The sequence below is a fragment of the Mycobacterium kiyosense genome, assembly GCA_021654635.1.
GTDB lineage: Bacteria > Actinomycetota > Actinomycetes > Mycobacteriales > Mycobacteriaceae > Mycobacterium > Mycobacterium kiyosense.
In genome coordinates this window covers 363,422-380,478 of sequence record AP025179.1, presented here as the reverse complement: position 1 = coordinate 380,478, position 17,057 = coordinate 363,422, and the positions used below count along the sequence as shown (strand labels likewise).

Below are 17,057 nucleotides of genomic sequence, written 5' to 3'. Positions count from 1 at the left end.
TCATGGGCGCCAGCGGATACCCCATCCCGATCCAGGACTACATCCAGGGCATCCCGCCGTTGTTCATCGACCCGTTCTTCCCCGGCGGAGTCAACCTGGGTGTCAACACCCCCGAAGGGCTGTATCCGCTCACCGGGATCAAGGACCTGACCTTCGACGTGTCCGCGGCGCGGGGCCTGACCATCCTGGACAACGCGATCACCGCCGCGTTCGGCCAACTCAATGCCACCTCGGTCAACGTCTTCGGCTACTCGCAGAGCGCGGTCATCGCGTCGATGGAGATGAAGGCGCTCGACCCCACTAACACGCCGAGCTCGATACCCCTGAACTTCACCCTGGTCGGCAACCCCAGCAACCCCAACGGTGGTCTGCTGGCCCGATTCCCGGGACTGGCCCTGCCGAGCCTGGGGCTGGACGTGTTCGGCATCGCGACGCCGGACAACTCGTTCAAAACCAACATCTTCACCATCGAATACGACGGTTTCGGCGACTTCCCGCAATACCCGCTCAACGTGGTCTCGGATGTCAACGCATTCCTGGGCATCATCGAGCTGCACGGCCACTACCCGTTCCTGTCGGGCCAGGAACTGACGCCGGCACCGAACGGCACGGCCGTCGAGTTGACCAACACCGTCGGCCCCACCCTGACGCACTACTACATGATTCCCACCGAGAACCTGCCGATCCTCTCTCCGCTGCGCGCCATCCCGGTCATCGGCCACCCGCTGGCGGACCTGCTCCAGCCCGATATGCGGGTGATCGTGAACCTGGGCTATGGCAGCACCACGAATGGCTGGTCCCCCGACCCGCCGAACATCGCCACCGGATTCGGCGTTATCCCACCGGTTCCGGCCGGCCAGATCGTGTCCGCCCTGGCCGCCGGCGCCCAGCAGGGGATCGCCGACTTCGCCCGCGACGTCGCAGCTATCAGGCCCTCGGACTTCACCGCGCTGATTCCCGCCGTCGACACCGCCGGGCTCAATCAGGTACTGGCGGGCGCGCAGCACTCGCTGTCGTCGCCGCAGAACTTCGTCCAGTCACTGCTAAACGCCAACCTGCGCGTCGCCTACACCGCCTCGGCCGTCGCCGCCTCGGCCTACGCGACCGCGTTGCCCACCACCGACATGCTCAACGCGGTGGTGACCGCCATTCCGGCCTACAACATCGACCTGTTCGGCAACGGGATACTGCAGGCCCTCAACGGCGATCCCGTCAACGGGCTGATCAATGCCTTCGGCAAACCGGTTGCGGCCGACGTCGGGTTGGCGGTGCTGCTCGGCGGGTTCGAGGTGCGGGTGTTCGAGCACGCGGCCAGCGACATCGTCACCGAGCTGAAAGCGCTCTAGGGCTCCAGCACGACCTTGCCGAGCACCCCGCCGGCGTCCAGGCTCTGCAGGGCGGCGCGCGCCTCCGACAGCGGATAGCGTTGCGGCGGAGGCGGTTTCAGCCCGAGCGAGACAAGCTGGTTCAGGCCGGAGGAGAACAGCACCGCCGAGCCGGGCACCTTGTTGAGGTACTCACCCCACGCGACACCCAACACGCCGATATTGCGCAGCAGCAGCCGGTTGACGGTCAGGGTGGGGATGCTGCCGGCGGCGAACCCGACCACCAGCAGCTTGCCGTCGATGGCCAGCACCTGGATGGCGTCGTCGAACGCCCGGCCGCCGATCGGGTCGACCACGATGTCGACGCCCCGGCCGTTGGTGTGCGCGAGCACCTGCTCGACCCAGCCCGGCGCCAGGTGCACCACCTGGTCGGCGCCGAGTGCCTTGACGTAGTCGATGGCGGCTTCGCGGTGCACCACGCCGATCACCTGGCTGGCTCCCATCGCCTTGGCGATCTGCACGGCGGCGGTGCCCACCCCGCCGGAGGCGCCGAGCACCAGCACCGTCTGGCCCGGTCGCATCACCGCGCGCCGGGACAGTGCGAAATACATGGTGTTGTAGTTGACCAACAACGACACCGCTTCGGCGTCGTCGAGTTCGTCCGGGCTGCGGATCACGTTGGACACCGGCACCGCCACCTGCTCGGCATAGCAGCCGAGCACACCGAACGCCGAAACCCGTTCGCCCACACGGAAACCCGAGTCGACGGGCGCCGAACGCACCACCCCTGCGGTCTCCATGCCGGGCACGAACGGCGGCTGCAACTTGAGCTGGTATTTACCTTTGGTCAGGAGCAGATCGGGAAAGCAGACTCCGGCGGCACGCACCTCGATGACGATGTTGCCACCGCCATCGGGTACGTCGTCGACATCGGTGTAGACAATGCCGGACGGGCCGCGAAGCTCTTGAACCACACAGGCTTTCACTGAATTGGTTACAGCTTGAAGCCAGCTTTTGTCGCCGCCGACAGGTCGGTGATCTCACTCCAGTGCTCCGCCACGTCCTGCACGGTGGGCGGCTTGTCGAAGTTGGCGCCCTCGTTGCCGAACAGCGCAACGCGTTGCACCTTGCCGCCACCGACGACGAACACCGACCCGTTGTCGGCGTTCTCCTCGGTGCACAGGTAGGCGACCACCGGCGCGACGAACTCCGGCGTCAGCTTCTCCAGCACCTCCTTGGGCATGATGTCCTCGGTCATGCGGGTGGCGGCGATCGGGGCGACCGCGTTGGAGTGGATGTTGTACTTCGCGCCTTCCAGCGCCAGTGTGTTGATCAGGCCGACCAGCCCGAGTTTGGCTGCGCCGTAGTTGGTTTGGCCGAAGTTGCCGAACAGCCCACTGGTGGAGGTGGCGACCACCACCCGGCCGTAGCTCTGCTCGCGGAAGTGCGGCCACGCCGCGCGGATCACGTTGTACCCGCCGTACAGGTGCACCTTCAGCACCGCGTCCCAGTTCTCCGACGTCATCTTGTGGAAGGTGCCGTCGCGCAGGATGCCGGCATTGCTCACCACACCGTGGACCGCACCGAACTCGTCGAGCGCCGTCTTGATGATGTTGGCCGCGCCGTCGGCTTCGGCGACGCTGTCGTAGTTGGCGACTGCCCGTCCCCCGCCGTCCCGGATCTCGGCGACGACATGGTCGGCCATCGCCGAGCCGGCGCCGGTGCCGTCGCGGGCTCCGCCGAGGTCGTTGACAACGACGCTGGCACCCTCGCGAGCCAGGGTCAGGGCGTATTCACGGCCCAATCCCCCGCCGGCTCCGGTCACCACGATGACGCGGTCCTGCAATCCGGGCATCAGTTTCCTTTCTGTAAGCGTTCAGCGATATCGGTTGGGTCAGAACAGTTTTCGGGCCAGCTTGAAGGCGCGATCGGTGTAGGGCGGGTAGATCATCTTGGAGAAGTCGGGGCGGGTCGGTTTGGTCAGCACCGCCTTGCGGTGGCTGAACTCGTCGAATCCCCACTTGCCGTGGTAGGCGCCCATGCCCGACGCGCCGACACCGCCGAACGGCAACTTGACCGTCGACACCTGGAAGGCGATGTGGTTGATCAGCATGCCCCCGGCCGGGACCTCTTTGATGAAGCGCTCCCGGATTTCCTTGGACTTGGTGAACAGGTACGCCGACAGCGGCTTGGGCCGGGCGTTGATGAATTCGACGGCCTCGTCGAAGTTCTTGACGGTGAGCACCGGCAGCAACGGTCCGAAGATCTCGTTCTGCATCAACGGTCCGTCCGGGGCGGGATCGACGACCACGGTCGGCTGGATGCGCAGGCTGGCCGGGTCACTCTTGCCACCGACGGCGACCTTGGCACCGCCGTCGGCTTCGGCGTCGGCGATGTAGCCGTTGAGCCGGTCGAACTGCCGCTTGTTGACGATGCGCATCCCGGCCGGGTTGTCCTGGGAGCGGAATTTGGTGAGGGCGGCGCCGATCTTGTCGACGAGCTCGTCCCGGATCGAGGCGTCGGCCAGCACATAGTCGGGCGCCACGCAGGTCTGTCCGGCGTTGAGGATCTTCAGCCAGGCGATCCGCTTGGCCGCGACGTCGATGTCGCCGTCGGCGGCCACCACCACCGGGCTCTTCCCGCCGAGTTCCAGCGTCACCGGCGTCAGGTGCGGCGCCGCGCCCTCGTACACCTTGCGGCCGATCTCGGTGCCGCCGGTGAACATCACCCGGTCCAGGCCCTGTGCGATCAGCTCCTGGCTCACCATGCCGTCGCCCTCGACCACCGCAACCGCGTCGCGGTCCAGGTACTTGGGCACCAGTTCGGCCATCAGGCGCGAGGAAGCCGGGGCGATCTCCGACGGCTTGAGGATGACGGCGTTTCCAGCGGCCAGCGCGCCCACCGCCGGACCCAGGGTCAGGTAGAACGGGTAGTTCCAGGCGCCGATGATCAGCACGGTGCCGTAGGGCTCGTACTCCACCCAGCCGCGCCCGGGCAGCTGCGGGGCTTCCAGCAGCAGATACTTGCGCCGCATCCACTTCTTCAGCTTCTTGGCCGCGTACTTGGCCTCACCCGCGGTGGTGGCGATGTCGGCGATGAACGCCTCGACGTGGTTGCGGTCCAGGTCCTCTTCCAGCGCGGCGGCGATGGCGGGCTCGTTCTCCTCCACCAGCCTGGCCAGGGCCAGCAACTGCTGTTTGCGCCACTCGTAGCTGCGGGTGCGGCCGGTAGCGAAGGTCTTGCGCAGCCGGGCGACGGTTTCTGCGACGCTGCTCGACTCAGTGGCAGCCTGCGGTTGCGCGGGTGCGGGCGGGGATTCGGTGGTCATCGTTGTCCTTCCTTCCCCCAGGTGCCCGCAGCCGTGGTGCGCGATCGCCAAAGGGGTGATAGACGCGATCCTAACCACCTGGCTTTGCCGGCAATAGGACGGCAAGGGGAAAGACGAACTACAGCCGCTCGGCCGTCACGAAATCGGAGAAGGCGTCCCGGTCGCCCGCCATCGGCACGTCGACCACCCAGCGGCCCATGCGCTGCATCTCGTCGACCGAGCTCTGCGCCTGGGCCCGCCAACCGTGCTCGTTGAGCCAGTCGGCCAGCGGTGCGCGGTTCTCGTCGCGGTACATCAGTTCGCCCACGTCGATCGTCTCCTCCAGGCCGATCTCTTCGGCGACCCGGCGGAACCGTTCCCTCATCTGCTGGCGGCGCTCGTCGGCGTGGTTGGCGGCGGTTTCGGCGGCGACCCGGCTGCCCGGCGCGCTCAACTCGCCGACCTGGGTGAACAACCGGTCCTGCGCCTCGCCGGGCAGGTACATGAGCAGGCCCTCGGCCAGCCACGCCGTCGGAACCGCCGGATCGAAACCGGCCTCGCGCAGCGCCGCCGGCCAGTCCTGACGCAGGTCGATGGCCACCGCCCGGCGGTCGGCCGAGGGCGCCACCCCGTTTTCGGCCAGGGTCGCCGACTTGTACTCGAGCACCTGGGGCTGGTCGATCTCGAAGACCGTGGTCCCGGCCGGCCAGTCCAGCCGGTAGGCGCGCGAGTCCAGGCCGGATGCCAGGATGACCACCTGCCGGATTCCGGCGGCGACGGCGTCGGCGAAGAAAGTGTCGAAGAAATTGGTCCGGACGGCCTGATAACCGCGCATGTGCTGGACCATGGCGGCGGCCTCGGGGTCCAGCGATTCGACCCTGGCCGCGACGGCCGGATCGAGCATGGCCTCCCACAGCACTCCCGCGTTGGCGTTGGTCACCAGCAGCTTGGCGTATGGGTCGCGGATCAGCGCGTCGGGCTGTTCGGTCTCGACGGCCCGCGCGGCGGCCACCATCACGGCGGTGGTGCCGACGCTGGTCCTGATGTCCCAGGTGTCGTCGTGGCTGCGCAGTGTGCTCATTCGCGTACTCCTCGCATCAGGGTGCTGGTGATGGCCTCGCCGGCCAGGTCTTCGGGCACCGGGCGGCCCAGCCGGGCCATTTCCTGGTGGTTGGCCACGGCGTCGACCTGCCAGCCGTGGTCGGTGAGCCATTGCGCCGGATCCGATCGGTCCGGCTCGTGATAGGTGAGGGCGCCGATGTTCACGTCCAGACCGAGCCGGTCGCGCATCCGGTCCCAGCGTTGCCGGTTCCCGCCGACGACCATGGTGAACGCTTCGACGGCGATCCGGCTACCCGGCGCGCTCAGCGCGGTACACATCTGGAAGAGCCGGTCCTGGGCGTCGCTGGGCAGGTAGGCGAGCAGACCTTCGGCCAGCCACGCGGTGGGCCGGGCCGGGTCGAAACCAGCGGCGCTCAGCGCGGCCGGCCAGTCGTCGCGCAGGTCTACCGCGACCGCGTGCCGATCCGTCTTGGCAACCGCGCCGGACGAACCCAGGATCTCGGCCTTGTATTCCAGCACCTGGGGCTGGTCGATCTCGTACAGGCGCGTGCCCGCCGGCCACTCCAGCCGGTAGGCCCGCGAATCCAGGCCGGCGGCCAGAATCACCACCTGCCGGATGCCGGCCTGGCCGGCGGCTTTGAAGTACTCGTCGAAGTAGTGGGTCCGCACCGCCTGGTAATCGCAGCCGACCCGGTGCAACCGTCGTCCGTGCTCGTCGCCGTCGAGCCAGGCGATGGCGGGGTCGGCCAGCCGTGCCCAGGCCGGGCCGGCGGAGGCCACCAGCAGTTGCGCGAATTCGTCGCGGACCAGGGGGTTGGCTGCGGCCGACTCCACGGCGCGCGACGCGGCCACCGCCAGTGCGGTGGCGCCGACGCTTTCGGTGATGTGCCAGCTGTCGCCGGCGGTTCGTAACGAGGGCAGCGCGCGGGAGTCCAGATCAGTCATGTCCGGACCATGCTACCTAATAAGTTAGGCAACCTATACGGTTTGTGCGGCAGCTCACCGAGCGCCCGGCGCTGCCGCGTCTGGACTGGACTTCCACAAGCCGCCGGCGATCATCTGGCGCAACGTCGCGAGAATGTTCTCGATCTCCTGGTAGCTGCCCACGAAGCCGGCATAGAACCCCACCCCGCACAGCACCAGCAGCAGCGCCTCACTGACCGCGCCGACGTCGACGCCGGGTGCGAGTTCCCCGCTGGCAACCGCCTCGCCGACCGCCGAGCACAGGAAGTCCCGGGTGGTGCATACCGCGTCGTTGTCGACTCGGCGCAACTCGGGATGGCGCTGCGACTCGAGCACCGCGGTGGCCAGGAAGGCAGCGGTGCCACGGTGCTGGGAGTCCACTTCCATTGCGACGATGATGAACGCGCCGAGCCGGCCCATCAGGGTCGACTCGGCCCGCGCGCGCTCGATGCCGGCACAGACGACCAGTTCGTTGGTGCGGTCGGCCACTTCGGTGTACAGCGCCCGCTTGCTGGCGAAGTAGTGGTTGATCGCCGGCCGGGTCAGATCGGCATGCGTCGCGATGGCCTGGAACGTCGCCCCCTCGTAGCCGCGTTCGCTGAACACCTGACGCGCAGCATCGACAATGCGCTTGCGCGTCTCGTCAGCTTTCGCGGCGGGGGGCCGCCCAGGCCCGCGACTAGCCGTTTGCGGCATTCCTAGAGTGTGCCACCGCCACGGTGCGGCATTAACGCGTTCGGCGGGATCCTGCCGAATTTGCCCGCTTGATAATCCTCGAGCGCCTCGATCACTTCGGCCTTGGAGTTCATCACGAACGGCCCGTAGTGAAAGACCGGCTCGCGGATCGGCTGCCCACCCAGGATCAGCACCTCCAGGGGGGTGTCGCGGCCCGATTTCGCCGCCACGGTGATCCGGTCGCCTGGGCCGAGGACGGCCAACTGCCCTGACTTGATCGGATGACCGACCGGGCCAACGGCCCCTTCCCCGGACAGCACGTACACCAAGGCGTTGAAGTCGCGCCGCCACGGGATGTTCAGGCGAGCGCCGCTCTGCACTGTCGCGTGGGCCATCGTGATCGGGGTGTGGGTGACGCCCGGACCGGGGTTGCCGTCGATCTCCCCGGCGATGATCCGGACCAGCGCGCCGCCGTCCCCGGAGGACAGCAGCCTGGTGTCGGTGCCCTCGATGGCCTGGTAGCGAGGCGGCGCGAACTTGTCTCGCTTCGGCAGGTTCACCCACAGCTGGATGCCGTGGAAAACGCCGCCGCTGCGCACCATTTCGGCCGGCGGGGTCTCGATGTGCAGTACCCCCGAACCGGCGGTCATCCATTGGGTTGCGCCGTCGGCGATCAGCCCACCACCGCCATGCGAGTCCTGATGGGCGAAGGTCCCGTCCATCATGTAGGTCACCGTCTCGAAGCCGCGGTGCGGATGCCAGTCGGTGCCGCGCGGTTCGCCCGGCTCGTAGTCCACCTCGCCCATCTGATCCATATGCACGAAGGGGTCCAGCACAGCGGCGCTCACCCCGGCGAAGGCCCGGACCACCGGAAATCCCAATCCCTCGTGGCCGCGGGGGCCGGTCGTCACCGACCGGACCGGGCGCTCGGTGTCCGCCGGTCCCGCCGGCACCACCCGGGGCAGGCTCAGCGTGTCTGCGGTTATAGCGGGCATTTCTACCTCCTGATTATTCCAGCTTGCCCGGTATAACCGGACTGCGGTCCGAATATTCCTCTGGCGTGATCGACGCGCCACCGGCGCCCAGAAACGGCTGATAGCCTGCCGACCATGGCGGACCAGCCTGGCGAGGCGCCGCCCGAATCCGCCGGCGGACGGTTCGGCGCCGCCATCCACAACGCGAACTATCTGCCCAAATGGCTGCTGCTGGGCACCACAATCGGTGTTATCTCGGGCTTAGGTGCGGTCGTCTTCTACCAGGCCCTGAAGTACACCGGTGCGTTCCTGCTCGGCGATCTGGCCGGCTACCACGTCCCTACCCCGGTGGGTGAGGGCGGCAGCCACGGATCAGCCGGGTTCGTCCGGGCCTGGGCCATACCGCTGGTGACGACGGGCGGGGCGCTGCTGTCGGCGTTCATCGTCGCCAGATTGGCCCCGGAAGCCACCGGACACGGCACCGACGAAGCCATCGAGGCGGTGCACACCAACCCGCGGGCCATCCGTGGCCGCGCGGTGCTGGTGAAGATGGTCGCCAGCGCGCTGACCATCGGTTCGGGCGGATCCGGCGGCCGGGAGGGTCCCACCGCGCAAATTTCGGCCGGTTTCGCCTCGCTGCTGACTCGCCGGCTACATCTGTCCGACGACGACGGACGCGTGGCCGTGGCACTCGGTATCGGCGCGGGGATCGGCGCCATCTTTGCCGCGCCGCTGGGCGGAGCGGTGCTGGCCGGCTCGATCGTCTATCGGGACGACTTCGACTACAGCACGCTGGTGCCCGGGTTCATCGCATCCGGAACGGCGTACGCGATTCTCGGTGCGTTTCTGGGCTTCGATCCGCTCTTCGGTTTCATCGATGCCGAGTACCGCTTCGAGCGGGCCTGGCCCCTGCTGTGGTTCGTGGTGATCGGTGTGATCGCGGCGGCCGTCGGATATCTCTACGCACGCGCCTTCCACGTCTCGGCGAGGCTGGCGCGCCGCCTGCCGGGCGGCCCGGTGCTCAAGCCCGCGCTGGGCGGGCTGCTGGTCGGGCTGCTGGGCCTGGCGATCCCCCAGGTCCTGAGCAGCGGCTACGGCTGGGCGCAGCTGGCCGCCGACCGTTCTTCGCTGCTGGCCATCCCGCTGTGGGTCATCGTCGCGTTGCCGGTCGCCAAGATCGTGGCAACCTGCCTGTCCATCGGGAGCGGCGGATCGGGAGGCCTGTTCGGTCCCGGCATCGTGATCGGCGCATTCGTCGGGGGCGCCACGTGGCGACTGGGCGAGTTGGCGGCGTTACCCGGAGTGCCCGATCAACCGGGGATTTTCGTGGTGGTCGGCATGATGGCGTGTTTCGGCAGCGTCGCGCGCGCCCCACTGGCGATCATGATCATGGTTGCGGAGATGACGGGGTCTTTCTCCGTGGTTCCCGGAGCCATTCTCGCGGTGGGCATCGCGTCGCTGCTGATGTCGCGCACCAACGTCACCATCTACGAAGCGCAACGGTTGAACCGCGAGGTCGCCGCGGCCGAACGCATGCGTAAATCAAATGATTCGTAAAATGCCGCATTCGGCGTCCGAATTCGGCTAACATCCCCTCACTTCGACCAATTACCCTTCGACCAATCCCCCTCCACCAATCACCAAGTGCGGAAGGCATATTCATGTCGCACGTCACCGTGGAACCTCAGGCCCTGCTCGACGCGGCCGGGCAGGTCCAACAAGTCGGCAACGGCATCACTGCGGCCAATCAGGCCACTTCCCATCTCAACGCCCTCCCTGCGGCCGCCGCGGACGAGGTGTCAACGGCCGTCGCGGCGGTATTCGGAAAATACAACCAGCAGTTGCAGGGTGCCCTGAGTTCCTTCCAGGCCGCGCTGCAGCAACAATTCGCGGCCGCGCTCACCGCCGCGGAATGGGCCTATAAAGGCGCCGACAACGGCGGGAAGGCGGCGATAGCCGCCGTGCAAGCCAGCGCGGCAGAGTTCGTCAAGTCACCGGTCGGGTATATCGAAAAAGTCGTCGAAGACGTCGAAGACCAGTTCGAATCGGTGCTTTTCCGGATCGGGTTCCCGCACCAGCGGCACCCCGGATAGGCCCGCGCCGGATCAGCCTTTTCCGCGCGCCGACTTCGCGGCACCCTTTTCCGTAGTCGAGCCCTCGTGGTCGAGTTTTCCGCCCGAACTCTCCAAGTGCGCCCGGACGAACCACTGGAACTTCTCCAGCTGACCCGCCTGGCCGATCAACAGGTCCTGGGTCACCGGGTCGAGTTCGTCGGTCTCGTCGATGGCCTTGCGAACATCTTCGATCACCCCGTTGTAGACCAGGTCCAGCGCGGCCAGGTGGGCCTGGACGGTGTCACGGCCCACCGAGTAGTCGTCCCAGTCCCGGTCCTCGATGATGGCGTTCGGCGTGCCCTTGGGGGGAGGCGCCCAACGCGGCGATGCGTTCGGCCACATCGTCGGCGAACGTGCGCACCGCCTCCACCTGCGGGTCGATCATCTCGTGCACGCCGATGAAGTTGGGGCCCACCACATTCCAGTGAATGTGCTTGAGCGTCAGGTGTAGGTCGTTATAGGTGCTCAGCTGGCGCTGCAGTAGTTCGGCGAGGCGTGCGCCCTGCTTGTCGGTGAGCCCCCGGAATGGTGAACTGCGTCATCGGTTTCCCCTAAAGAGTCGCTTACTGTCCTCAGACGCGTGTACCCGATGACCCGAGCGCTAACCACTCACAGCCGGTGAATGTGCTGCACCGGCAGCCGCGGACCGCGGCGCGGTTCGTAGGCCAGGCCACTGGCTTCGAGCACCCGCACCACCCGGTGCCGGTGCGGACGCATGGGTTCGAGCAACTCGACCATTCTCGCGTCGTCAACCGGGTGACCCAGCAATGTCCAGCCGATCATCTTGCATATGTGGTAGTCGCCGATGGACAGGGCGTCGGCATCCCCGAAAGCCCGTTGCGCCGTCTCGGCCGCCGTCCACGCCCCGATGCCCGGCAGTGACGTCAGCGCCGCACGAGCCTGGGCGGGCGGCATGGCGGCCAGTCGTTCCAGCGACGACGCCCGCCGCGCACAGCCGACCACCGTCTGCGCCCGGCCCGGGTCGACGTTGGCGAGATGGAACTCCCAGGACGGGATGTGCCGCCACGCGTCTGCCGAAGGCGGCACCCGCATCCCGTCCGGAGCCGGGCCGGGCGCCGGTGTGCCGTATTTGGTGACCAACACCCGCCAGGAGCGGAAGGCATCGGCACCCGGCACCCGCTGCTCGATGACGGCCGGGATGAGCGCTTCAAGCACCTGGCCGGTGCGACCCAACCGCAGGTTGGGCACCTTGCGGTGGGCGGCGGCAATCGTCGGGTGGTACGGCCGGAAACCGGACGCGTCGTCGTCAGCGCCCAGCAGTGCGGGCAGCGCGTCCACGAATTCCGCCGCACCGTCGCCCCACGCTGCACATCGTGCCGTGTCGCGGGACACCGTGGCGATGCACGCCGAGACCGGCCCGGACGGCAACAGGCTGGTGCGCCAGATCGTGCCGTCACCGGGCACCCGGAAGCAGGGGTCGCCGCGGCCGCGGCGCAGCGGAGCCAACGTGTGCCCGAACCCCCCGGCGCCGGGAAACGTGACGGTGCGTGTGATCACCGGTTCGAGTCTCCTTTGTTCGACGGCACGTCGATTGACCGCCAACTGTGCCCCGTTACAGGATGGCCTGGTGATGACGCCTTTCGACGACCCGCAGGCCGAGCTGGCATGGATGTTCCTGCAGAGCTTGTGCGAGGGCGGAGACCTCGACGAGGGGTTCGCGCTGCTGCGCGACGACTTCACTTACTGGAGCATCGTCGGCCGCACGACGCTGGACAAGGATGCCATGCGGCGCGCCAACGACCGGCGCAAGCAGGTGTTCGAGGTCAACATCGACCTGCTGCGGTGCGTCAACGAGGGCGAGACGGTGGTGATCGAGGGTCAGGTCGAGGGCGTCGGACCCACCGGGGACAAATACGAAAGCCCGTTCGTCTGCATTTTCGACACCCAGGACGGCATGATCACCTCGATGCGCGAATACAGCGACACCCAGTCGTTCGCGCGGATGTTTCCCTAGCCGACCGTGATGTCGGCCTTGTTCGGATAGAAGGCGACGTGCCCGGCGATCGCGGCGACCCGCGGGTAGGGCTGCTCGTAGGTCCAGATCGCATCCGGCACGGTGTCGCCGGCGGCGGTGGTGACGCTGTAGTAGCTGGCCTCACCCTTGAACGGGCAGTAACTGGTGGTGTCGGAGCGGCGGAGCCGGTCCTGCGCGACGTCGGCAAGCGGAATGTATTGCACCAGAGGCAAAGTGGCCTCCTGCAGACCCAGCGCCGCGGTGGTGTCGGCGATCAGTTCACCGTTGACGCGGACCTGTACCCGGGCCGCGGTCGGTTCGATGGTGATCGGGTGTCCTGCACTGGGCTCCTTGATTTCCGGGTGGCTCATGGTCGACCTTCTTCCTCAGAATGCGTAGCGGTGATACTGCGCCATGTACCGCATCGCCGGGACCAACGACATCACCCGGCCCAACCAGCGAACCACCGGCGCCACTTGGTGGAACGTATCGCTGTCGAAAACTGATTCCCACGCAAGCAGGCGAGTTCCCGCAACCGCGTCCAATATGTCCGACGGTCGGTCGATCGCCCAGTACAGCGTCGACCCAGAGCGGCGGACCACGGCGTTGGTCACCTGCGTGCGGATCCCGAGCGTGTTGAACGAGTCGAACTGCAGTTCGCCGGAGGGAAAACGGTCCACGACACGACGCAGCAGCGCCAGCCCGTCGTCCTGGGTCAGGTACATCGTCAGGCCCTCACCGAGGAACAGAGTGGGGCGGTCGGCCGGCACCTCGGCCAGCCAGCTCGGCTCGGTCACCGACGCGGCCAGCATCCGGTATCCGTCGCGAGCGGGGTAGACGCGTTTGCGAAGTTCGACGACGTCGGGGTAGTCCACGTCGTACCACCGCACGCCGGGTCCGGGGTCCAGCCGGTAGACCCGGGCGTCCAGGCCGCAGCCGACGTGCAGCACCGTGGCGTGTTCGTGTGCGGCCAGAAACTGGCGCGTCCAGGTGTCGAAGTGGGCGGTGCGAACGGCCACCGAAGGGGCTCGCCGTGGAGTGATGGTGGTCGCCCGCCAGTCGTAATCGATTTGCGCGACGGCGGCTTTCGCGAAGTCGTCGTGCAGGATCGATTTCGGCGCGTCGGCGTCGAGAGCTTTGGCGTACAGCGTCGCGAGCATGGTCTGCGGTGGTCCGGCCAGGTCGACATGAACACGTTCCATTGCCGCGAGCCTATTCCGTTTGAGCGGTCTGGCTACCCTTGCTGGTCTTGCGCATGGCCGCCCAGAAGCGGGCCGCCTCACGTATCGACTCCTCCACTGGTCGGGGCTGCCAACCCAGCTCCCGTACCGCCCTGCCGTGGTCGACGGGAGCTTCGGCGCGCATCATCCGCACCGACTCCAGGCTGAGCTCGGCATCCTTGCCGGTGAGCTTGGCGCGCAGGCTGCCCAGCCCGCCCAGGGCGTAGAGCGCCGGTACCGGGATGGCCCATTTCGGCGGCGGCATCCCGGCCTCGTCGGCCGCGATACGGACCACCTCGGTCAACGGGATCATGCGTTCGGAGATCAGGTACTTCTCACCGTTACGACCGCGCTCGGCAGCCAGGATCATTGCCCGCGCCGCGTCGTCGACTCCCACCACCTCCAGCTGGATGCCCTGCATCAGGAACGGCAGCTTGCCGAAGACCGCGCCGGCGATGAAGGCGCCGTGCGGGGTGCGGCCCCAGTCGCCGGCGCCGTAGGTCGTCGACACGCACATCGCCACCGCGGGCAAGCCGTGTTCGGCGACGTAGCGCAGCACCAGATCCTCGGCCTGCACCCGGGACCGCACGTACGGACTCACCCGGCGCTGCGGCGGGATCCGGTCTTCCTCGGTGGCCACGTGTCCGCGCCGGCGGTCCACCGTCGCGTAGGTGCTGGTGAAGACAAATCGATGCAGCCCACCGTCTTTCGCGACGTCTTTGGCGACATCCAGGACGTTGCGCAGCCCTTCGACGTTGGTGCGGAACAGCGGAGCCGGGTCCTGCAGCCACGCCCGGGTGTCAACGACGCAGTAGTAGACGTCGTCAACGCCGTCCATGGCTGCGCGCACGGTCGCGGTGTCGAAGACGTCACCGTGAAAGCGGGTCACGTCCAGGTCGTCGATGGATCGGGTGTTGGCGCCTGAGCGCACCATCACCCGTACCTGGTGGCCGTCTCGCACCAGCAGGCGGGTGACGTGGGAGCCCAGGAATCCGTTGGCGCCGATGACCAGCTTGGGCTTGCCGCTCACCGGCCACCGCCGTTGCGCTTCATCCAGGCCGCGGCCTCGGCGTCGAGGTTGCCGCACTCCTGGGCCTTTTTGCACCATTTCAGCCCGGCCTGTAGGAAGCGCAGCGGGTTGTAGATGTCTTCCTGCCGGCGCCACAGACCGTCACCGGCATAGGTGATGATCGAGATGTTGGTCGCGGTGATCACGCTGCCGTCGCCGGGGTCTCGCATCGGGTTGTCCAGTTCCATGATCACCCGGCCGGTGGGCTCGTCGATCACCGACCACAGCGACGGGAATTCCACCATGTAGCTGCCCGGGAAGGTCGACATCGTGCGCTCGATCCAGGCGCGGACCTCGTCGCGCCCGTGCATGGTGCCCATCGCGTGCTCGATGTATTCGACGTCCGGGGTGTAGTGCTGCACCCAGGCGTCCCAGTCGTGTGTCGCGGCCGCGCGGGCGACGGTGTGTTCGAACTTCTCGAAGGCCGATGCCAGTTCGTCTTTGGTGAATTCCGGACTACTCACGCCAAAACTAGAACATGTTCTACTGAGGTTTGTCGAGGGCGTCGCTGCACCCGGTGCGGGCTGCTGCGTCGCCCTCCCCCGGCACGGCGTCCTCAGCCTGCGGCCCCGGCTCCCGGCGCCCAGCCCAGCCCCCCGTGTTCGGTCGCATTCTTTGCGATATGTTCGAGCCAGCTCGGTTTTAGATACGCACCGTCTCAATGACGAGAAATGGAGGCGCAGCATGAAGGTTGGTATCTCGATGCCGATCCTGAACCAGCCGTACGGCAAGTTCACCGAATTGGCTGCCATAGCCGACGCCGCCGGCTTCGATTCGCTGTGGGATTACGAATTCTTCCGCAATCCCTTCATGATTCACGCCACCTGCGCGGGATCGACGACGCAGATCAGGCATGCGACCGGCATCGCCACCGCCTGTAGTCGCAGCCCGTTCGCGATGGCCAACGCCGCAGCCGACCTCGACGAACTGACCAACGGTCGCGCACTCATCGGCCTGGCCAACGGCGGCGCGATGTGGACCGATGTGTTCAACGGCGCCGACATCACCCACCCACTGCCGCGCATCCGGGAGTACATCGAGGTGATGCGGGCGCACTGGAAGCACCTCGGCGACGGCGAGCCGTTCAGCTACGAAGGCAAGTTCTACAAAGCCGCCAGCCCGGCGTTCAACCCCTGGGGCGTACGGCAGCTGGTTCGACCGCAGATCCCGATCTTCCTGTCGGTCGTGCGGCCCCGGATGCTGCGGCTGGCCGGTGAGATCGCTGACGGCGCACTGGGTTACATGGCTACTCCGCGCTACTTCAACGAGATCTATCGCCCGCAGGTGGCGGCCGGCGCCGAGGCGGCCGGACGCGCGCCCAGCGATGTCGAGATCGCCGCGCTCGTCATCTGCAGCGTGTCCGAGGATCGTGCGGAGGCAATGCGTCGAGCACGCATTCAGGTGGGGAACTACATCTGCTTTCCCGGCGCCGATCCGATGGTTCAGTTCGAGGGGCTCACCGAGGAACGCGACGCGATACTGACCAAGCTGCTCACCGAGGGAGTAACGGCTTTCGACGACATTCCAGAAAACGTGGTCAAAACCTTCGCGATCTGCGGAACCCCCGAGGAAGGTCGCGAGCAGATCGCGCAATTCGAAGGAGCGCTCGACCACATCGTGCTGCACACGCCCTACGTACCTCCGCTGGAGGCGGCCGCGAGCGAAGACGCGTTTCGCAACACGGTGGCAGCTCTGGCTCCCGCGACTGCGGGGGCGTGAGCTCTCGAACCCGAGACCGCAAACGCGGCTAGGCTTGGCTGTGCCGATGAGGTGGACCACGATTCCCGAGCGCGAAGAGGACCACAGATGACTAGCACACAACGAGCAGTTCTCGCCGGCGGCTGCTTCTGGGGCATGCAAGATCTAATCCGTAGGCAACCCGGCGTGGTGTCCACGCGGGTCGGCTACAGCGGTGGCGACGTTCCCAACGCGACGTATCGCAACCACGGGACGCACGCCGAGGCCGTCGAGATCATCTTCGACCCGAGCGTCACCGACTTCCGCACACTGCTGGAGTTCTTCTTTCAGATCCACGACCCGACCACCAAGGACCGGCAGGGCAACGACCGCGGCCCCAGCTACCGATCAGCGATCTTCTACACCGACGAGGAGCAGAAGCGGATCGCGCTGGACACCATCGCCGATGTCGATGCCTCCGGGCTGTGGCCGGGCAAGGTGGTGACCGAGGTCAGCCCGGTCGGGGATTTCTGGGAGGCCGAGCCCGAGCACCAGGACTACCTGCTGCGCTATCCGCACGGCTACACCTGCCACTTCGTGCGGCCAGGGTGGAAGCTGCCGCGACGGGCCGACGCCAGCCGGTAGGCGCTGTCTTCCCGAGATCCAGCGTGAACTGACGGACTTGGGTGTGCAGCT

18 protein-coding genes and 1 pseudogene are annotated in these 17,057 nt (G+C 67.0%); 6 read left to right on the top strand and 13 right to left on the bottom strand.

All coding sequences use genetic code 11. The annotated features are described in order from the left end of the window. Positions 1–2 precede the first annotated feature (2 nt). A complete protein-coding gene (locus L6444_RS01845) occupies positions 3–1,346 on the top strand; it encodes a PE-PPE domain-containing protein (protein WP_236980009.1) in 1,344 nt (447 codons plus the stop codon). Here L6444_RS01845 and L6444_RS01840 read toward each other — a convergent pair. The 7 genes from L6444_RS01840 to L6444_RS01810 form a co-directional block, all read right to left on the bottom strand. Continuing rightward, complete coding sequence (locus L6444_RS01840) at positions 1,343–2,311, bottom strand: NADPH:quinone oxidoreductase family protein (protein ID WP_236980007.1); 969 nt, start codon at positions 2,309–2,311, stop codon at positions 1,343–1,345. The two genes, L6444_RS01845 and L6444_RS01840, sit on opposite strands and share 4 nt — an antisense overlap. Before the next feature lie 8 nt (positions 2,312–2,319). After that, positions 2,320–3,180: an SDR family oxidoreductase gene (locus L6444_RS01835; protein WP_236980005.1), complete on the bottom strand. Its 861-nt coding sequence runs from the start codon at positions 3,178–3,180 to the stop codon at positions 2,320–2,322. A 39-nt stretch (positions 3,181–3,219) separates the two neighbouring features. Next, positions 3,220–4,653 (bottom strand): aldehyde dehydrogenase family protein, encoded by a 1,434-nt coding sequence (locus L6444_RS01830; RefSeq protein ID WP_236980003.1) that lies wholly within the window; start codon positions 4,651–4,653, stop codon positions 3,220–3,222. Positions 4,654–4,771: 118 nt separating this feature from the next. Continuing rightward, positions 4,772–5,713 (bottom strand): class I SAM-dependent methyltransferase, encoded by a 942-nt coding sequence (locus tag L6444_RS01825; RefSeq protein WP_236980001.1) that lies wholly within the window; start codon positions 5,711–5,713, stop codon positions 4,772–4,774. After that, positions 5,710–6,639 carry a class I SAM-dependent methyltransferase gene (locus L6444_RS01820; protein WP_236979999.1) on the bottom strand — a complete coding sequence of 310 codons (930 nt, stop codon included), beginning with the start codon at positions 6,637–6,639 and terminating at the stop codon, positions 5,710–5,712. Before L6444_RS01820 ends, L6444_RS01825 begins: the two co-directional genes overlap by 4 nt. Before the next feature lie 54 nt (positions 6,640–6,693). Further along, a complete protein-coding gene (locus L6444_RS01815) occupies positions 6,694–7,353 on the bottom strand; it encodes a TetR/AcrR family transcriptional regulator (protein ID WP_236979998.1) in 660 nt (219 codons plus the stop codon). A 2-nt stretch (positions 7,354–7,355) separates the two neighbouring features. Continuing rightward, on the bottom strand, positions 7,356–8,327 hold the full coding sequence (locus tag L6444_RS01810) for a pirin family protein (protein WP_236979996.1): 972 nt from the start codon (positions 8,325–8,327) through the stop codon (positions 7,356–7,358). A 114-nt stretch (positions 8,328–8,441) separates the two neighbouring features. On the opposite strand from L6444_RS01810, the gene L6444_RS01805 reads away from it, so the two are divergent. Both L6444_RS01805 and L6444_RS01800 read left to right on the top strand, forming a co-directional pair. After that, positions 8,442–9,863: a chloride channel protein gene (locus L6444_RS01805; RefSeq protein ID WP_236979994.1), complete on the top strand. Its 1,422-nt coding sequence runs from the start codon at positions 8,442–8,444 to the stop codon at positions 9,861–9,863. A 104-nt stretch (positions 9,864–9,967) separates the two neighbouring features. Further along, positions 9,968–10,399, top strand: coding sequence for a PE family protein (locus L6444_RS01800; protein ID WP_236979985.1), 432 nt, complete (start codon positions 9,968–9,970; stop codon positions 10,397–10,399). Positions 10,400–10,411: 12 nt separating this feature from the next. Here L6444_RS01800 and dps read toward each other — a convergent pair. Together dps and L6444_RS01790 are read right to left on the bottom strand one after the other, a co-directional pair. Beyond that, positions 10,412–10,962, bottom strand: a pseudogene (gene dps, locus L6444_RS01795) (DNA starvation/stationary phase protection protein Dps). Positions 10,963–11,029: 67 nt separating this feature from the next. After that, positions 11,030–11,938 (bottom strand): DNA-3-methyladenine glycosylase family protein, encoded by a 909-nt coding sequence (locus tag L6444_RS01790; RefSeq protein ID WP_370653065.1) that lies wholly within the window; start codon positions 11,936–11,938, stop codon positions 11,030–11,032. 73 nt (positions 11,939–12,011) lie between these two features. On the opposite strand from L6444_RS01790, the gene L6444_RS01785 reads away from it, so the two are divergent. After that, the gene (locus L6444_RS01785) at positions 12,012–12,395 is read left to right on the top strand and encodes a nuclear transport factor 2 family protein (RefSeq protein WP_236984581.1); all 384 of its coding nucleotides are present in this window, start codon (positions 12,012–12,014) and stop codon (positions 12,393–12,395) included. On the opposite strand, the gene L6444_RS01780 is transcribed toward L6444_RS01785, so the two are convergent. From L6444_RS01780 to L6444_RS01765, 4 genes are read right to left on the bottom strand one after another with little or no spacing between them, the layout of a single operon-like run. Continuing rightward, the gene (locus tag L6444_RS01780) at positions 12,392–12,766 is read right to left on the bottom strand and encodes a DUF427 domain-containing protein (protein ID WP_236979981.1); all 375 of its coding nucleotides are present in this window, start codon (positions 12,764–12,766) and stop codon (positions 12,392–12,394) included. The two genes, L6444_RS01785 and L6444_RS01780, sit on opposite strands and share 4 nt — an antisense overlap. 15 nt (positions 12,767–12,781) lie before the next feature. Next, positions 12,782–13,597: a class I SAM-dependent methyltransferase gene (locus L6444_RS01775; protein WP_236979979.1), complete on the bottom strand. Its 816-nt coding sequence runs from the start codon at positions 13,595–13,597 to the stop codon at positions 12,782–12,784. 10 nt (positions 13,598–13,607) lie between these two features. Beyond that, positions 13,608–14,645, bottom strand: a complete 1,038-nt coding sequence (locus L6444_RS01770; protein WP_236979977.1) for an NAD-dependent epimerase/dehydratase family protein — start codon at positions 14,643–14,645, stop codon at positions 13,608–13,610. Further along, a complete protein-coding gene (locus L6444_RS01765) occupies positions 14,642–15,148 on the bottom strand; it encodes a nuclear transport factor 2 family protein (protein ID WP_236979975.1) in 507 nt (168 codons plus the stop codon). Before L6444_RS01765 ends, L6444_RS01770 begins: the two co-directional genes overlap by 4 nt. Positions 15,149–15,368: 220 nt before the next feature. Between L6444_RS01765 and L6444_RS01760 the strand changes: the two genes are divergently transcribed. Beyond that, positions 15,369–16,403 (top strand): LLM class flavin-dependent oxidoreductase, encoded by a 1,035-nt coding sequence (locus L6444_RS01760; protein WP_236979973.1) that lies wholly within the window; start codon positions 15,369–15,371, stop codon positions 16,401–16,403. Between the two features lie 87 nt (positions 16,404–16,490). Then, positions 16,491–17,006 (top strand): peptide-methionine (S)-S-oxide reductase MsrA, encoded by a 516-nt coding sequence (msrA, locus tag L6444_RS01755; protein WP_236979971.1) that lies wholly within the window; start codon positions 16,491–16,493, stop codon positions 17,004–17,006. Positions 17,007–17,057: the final 51 nt, after the last annotated feature.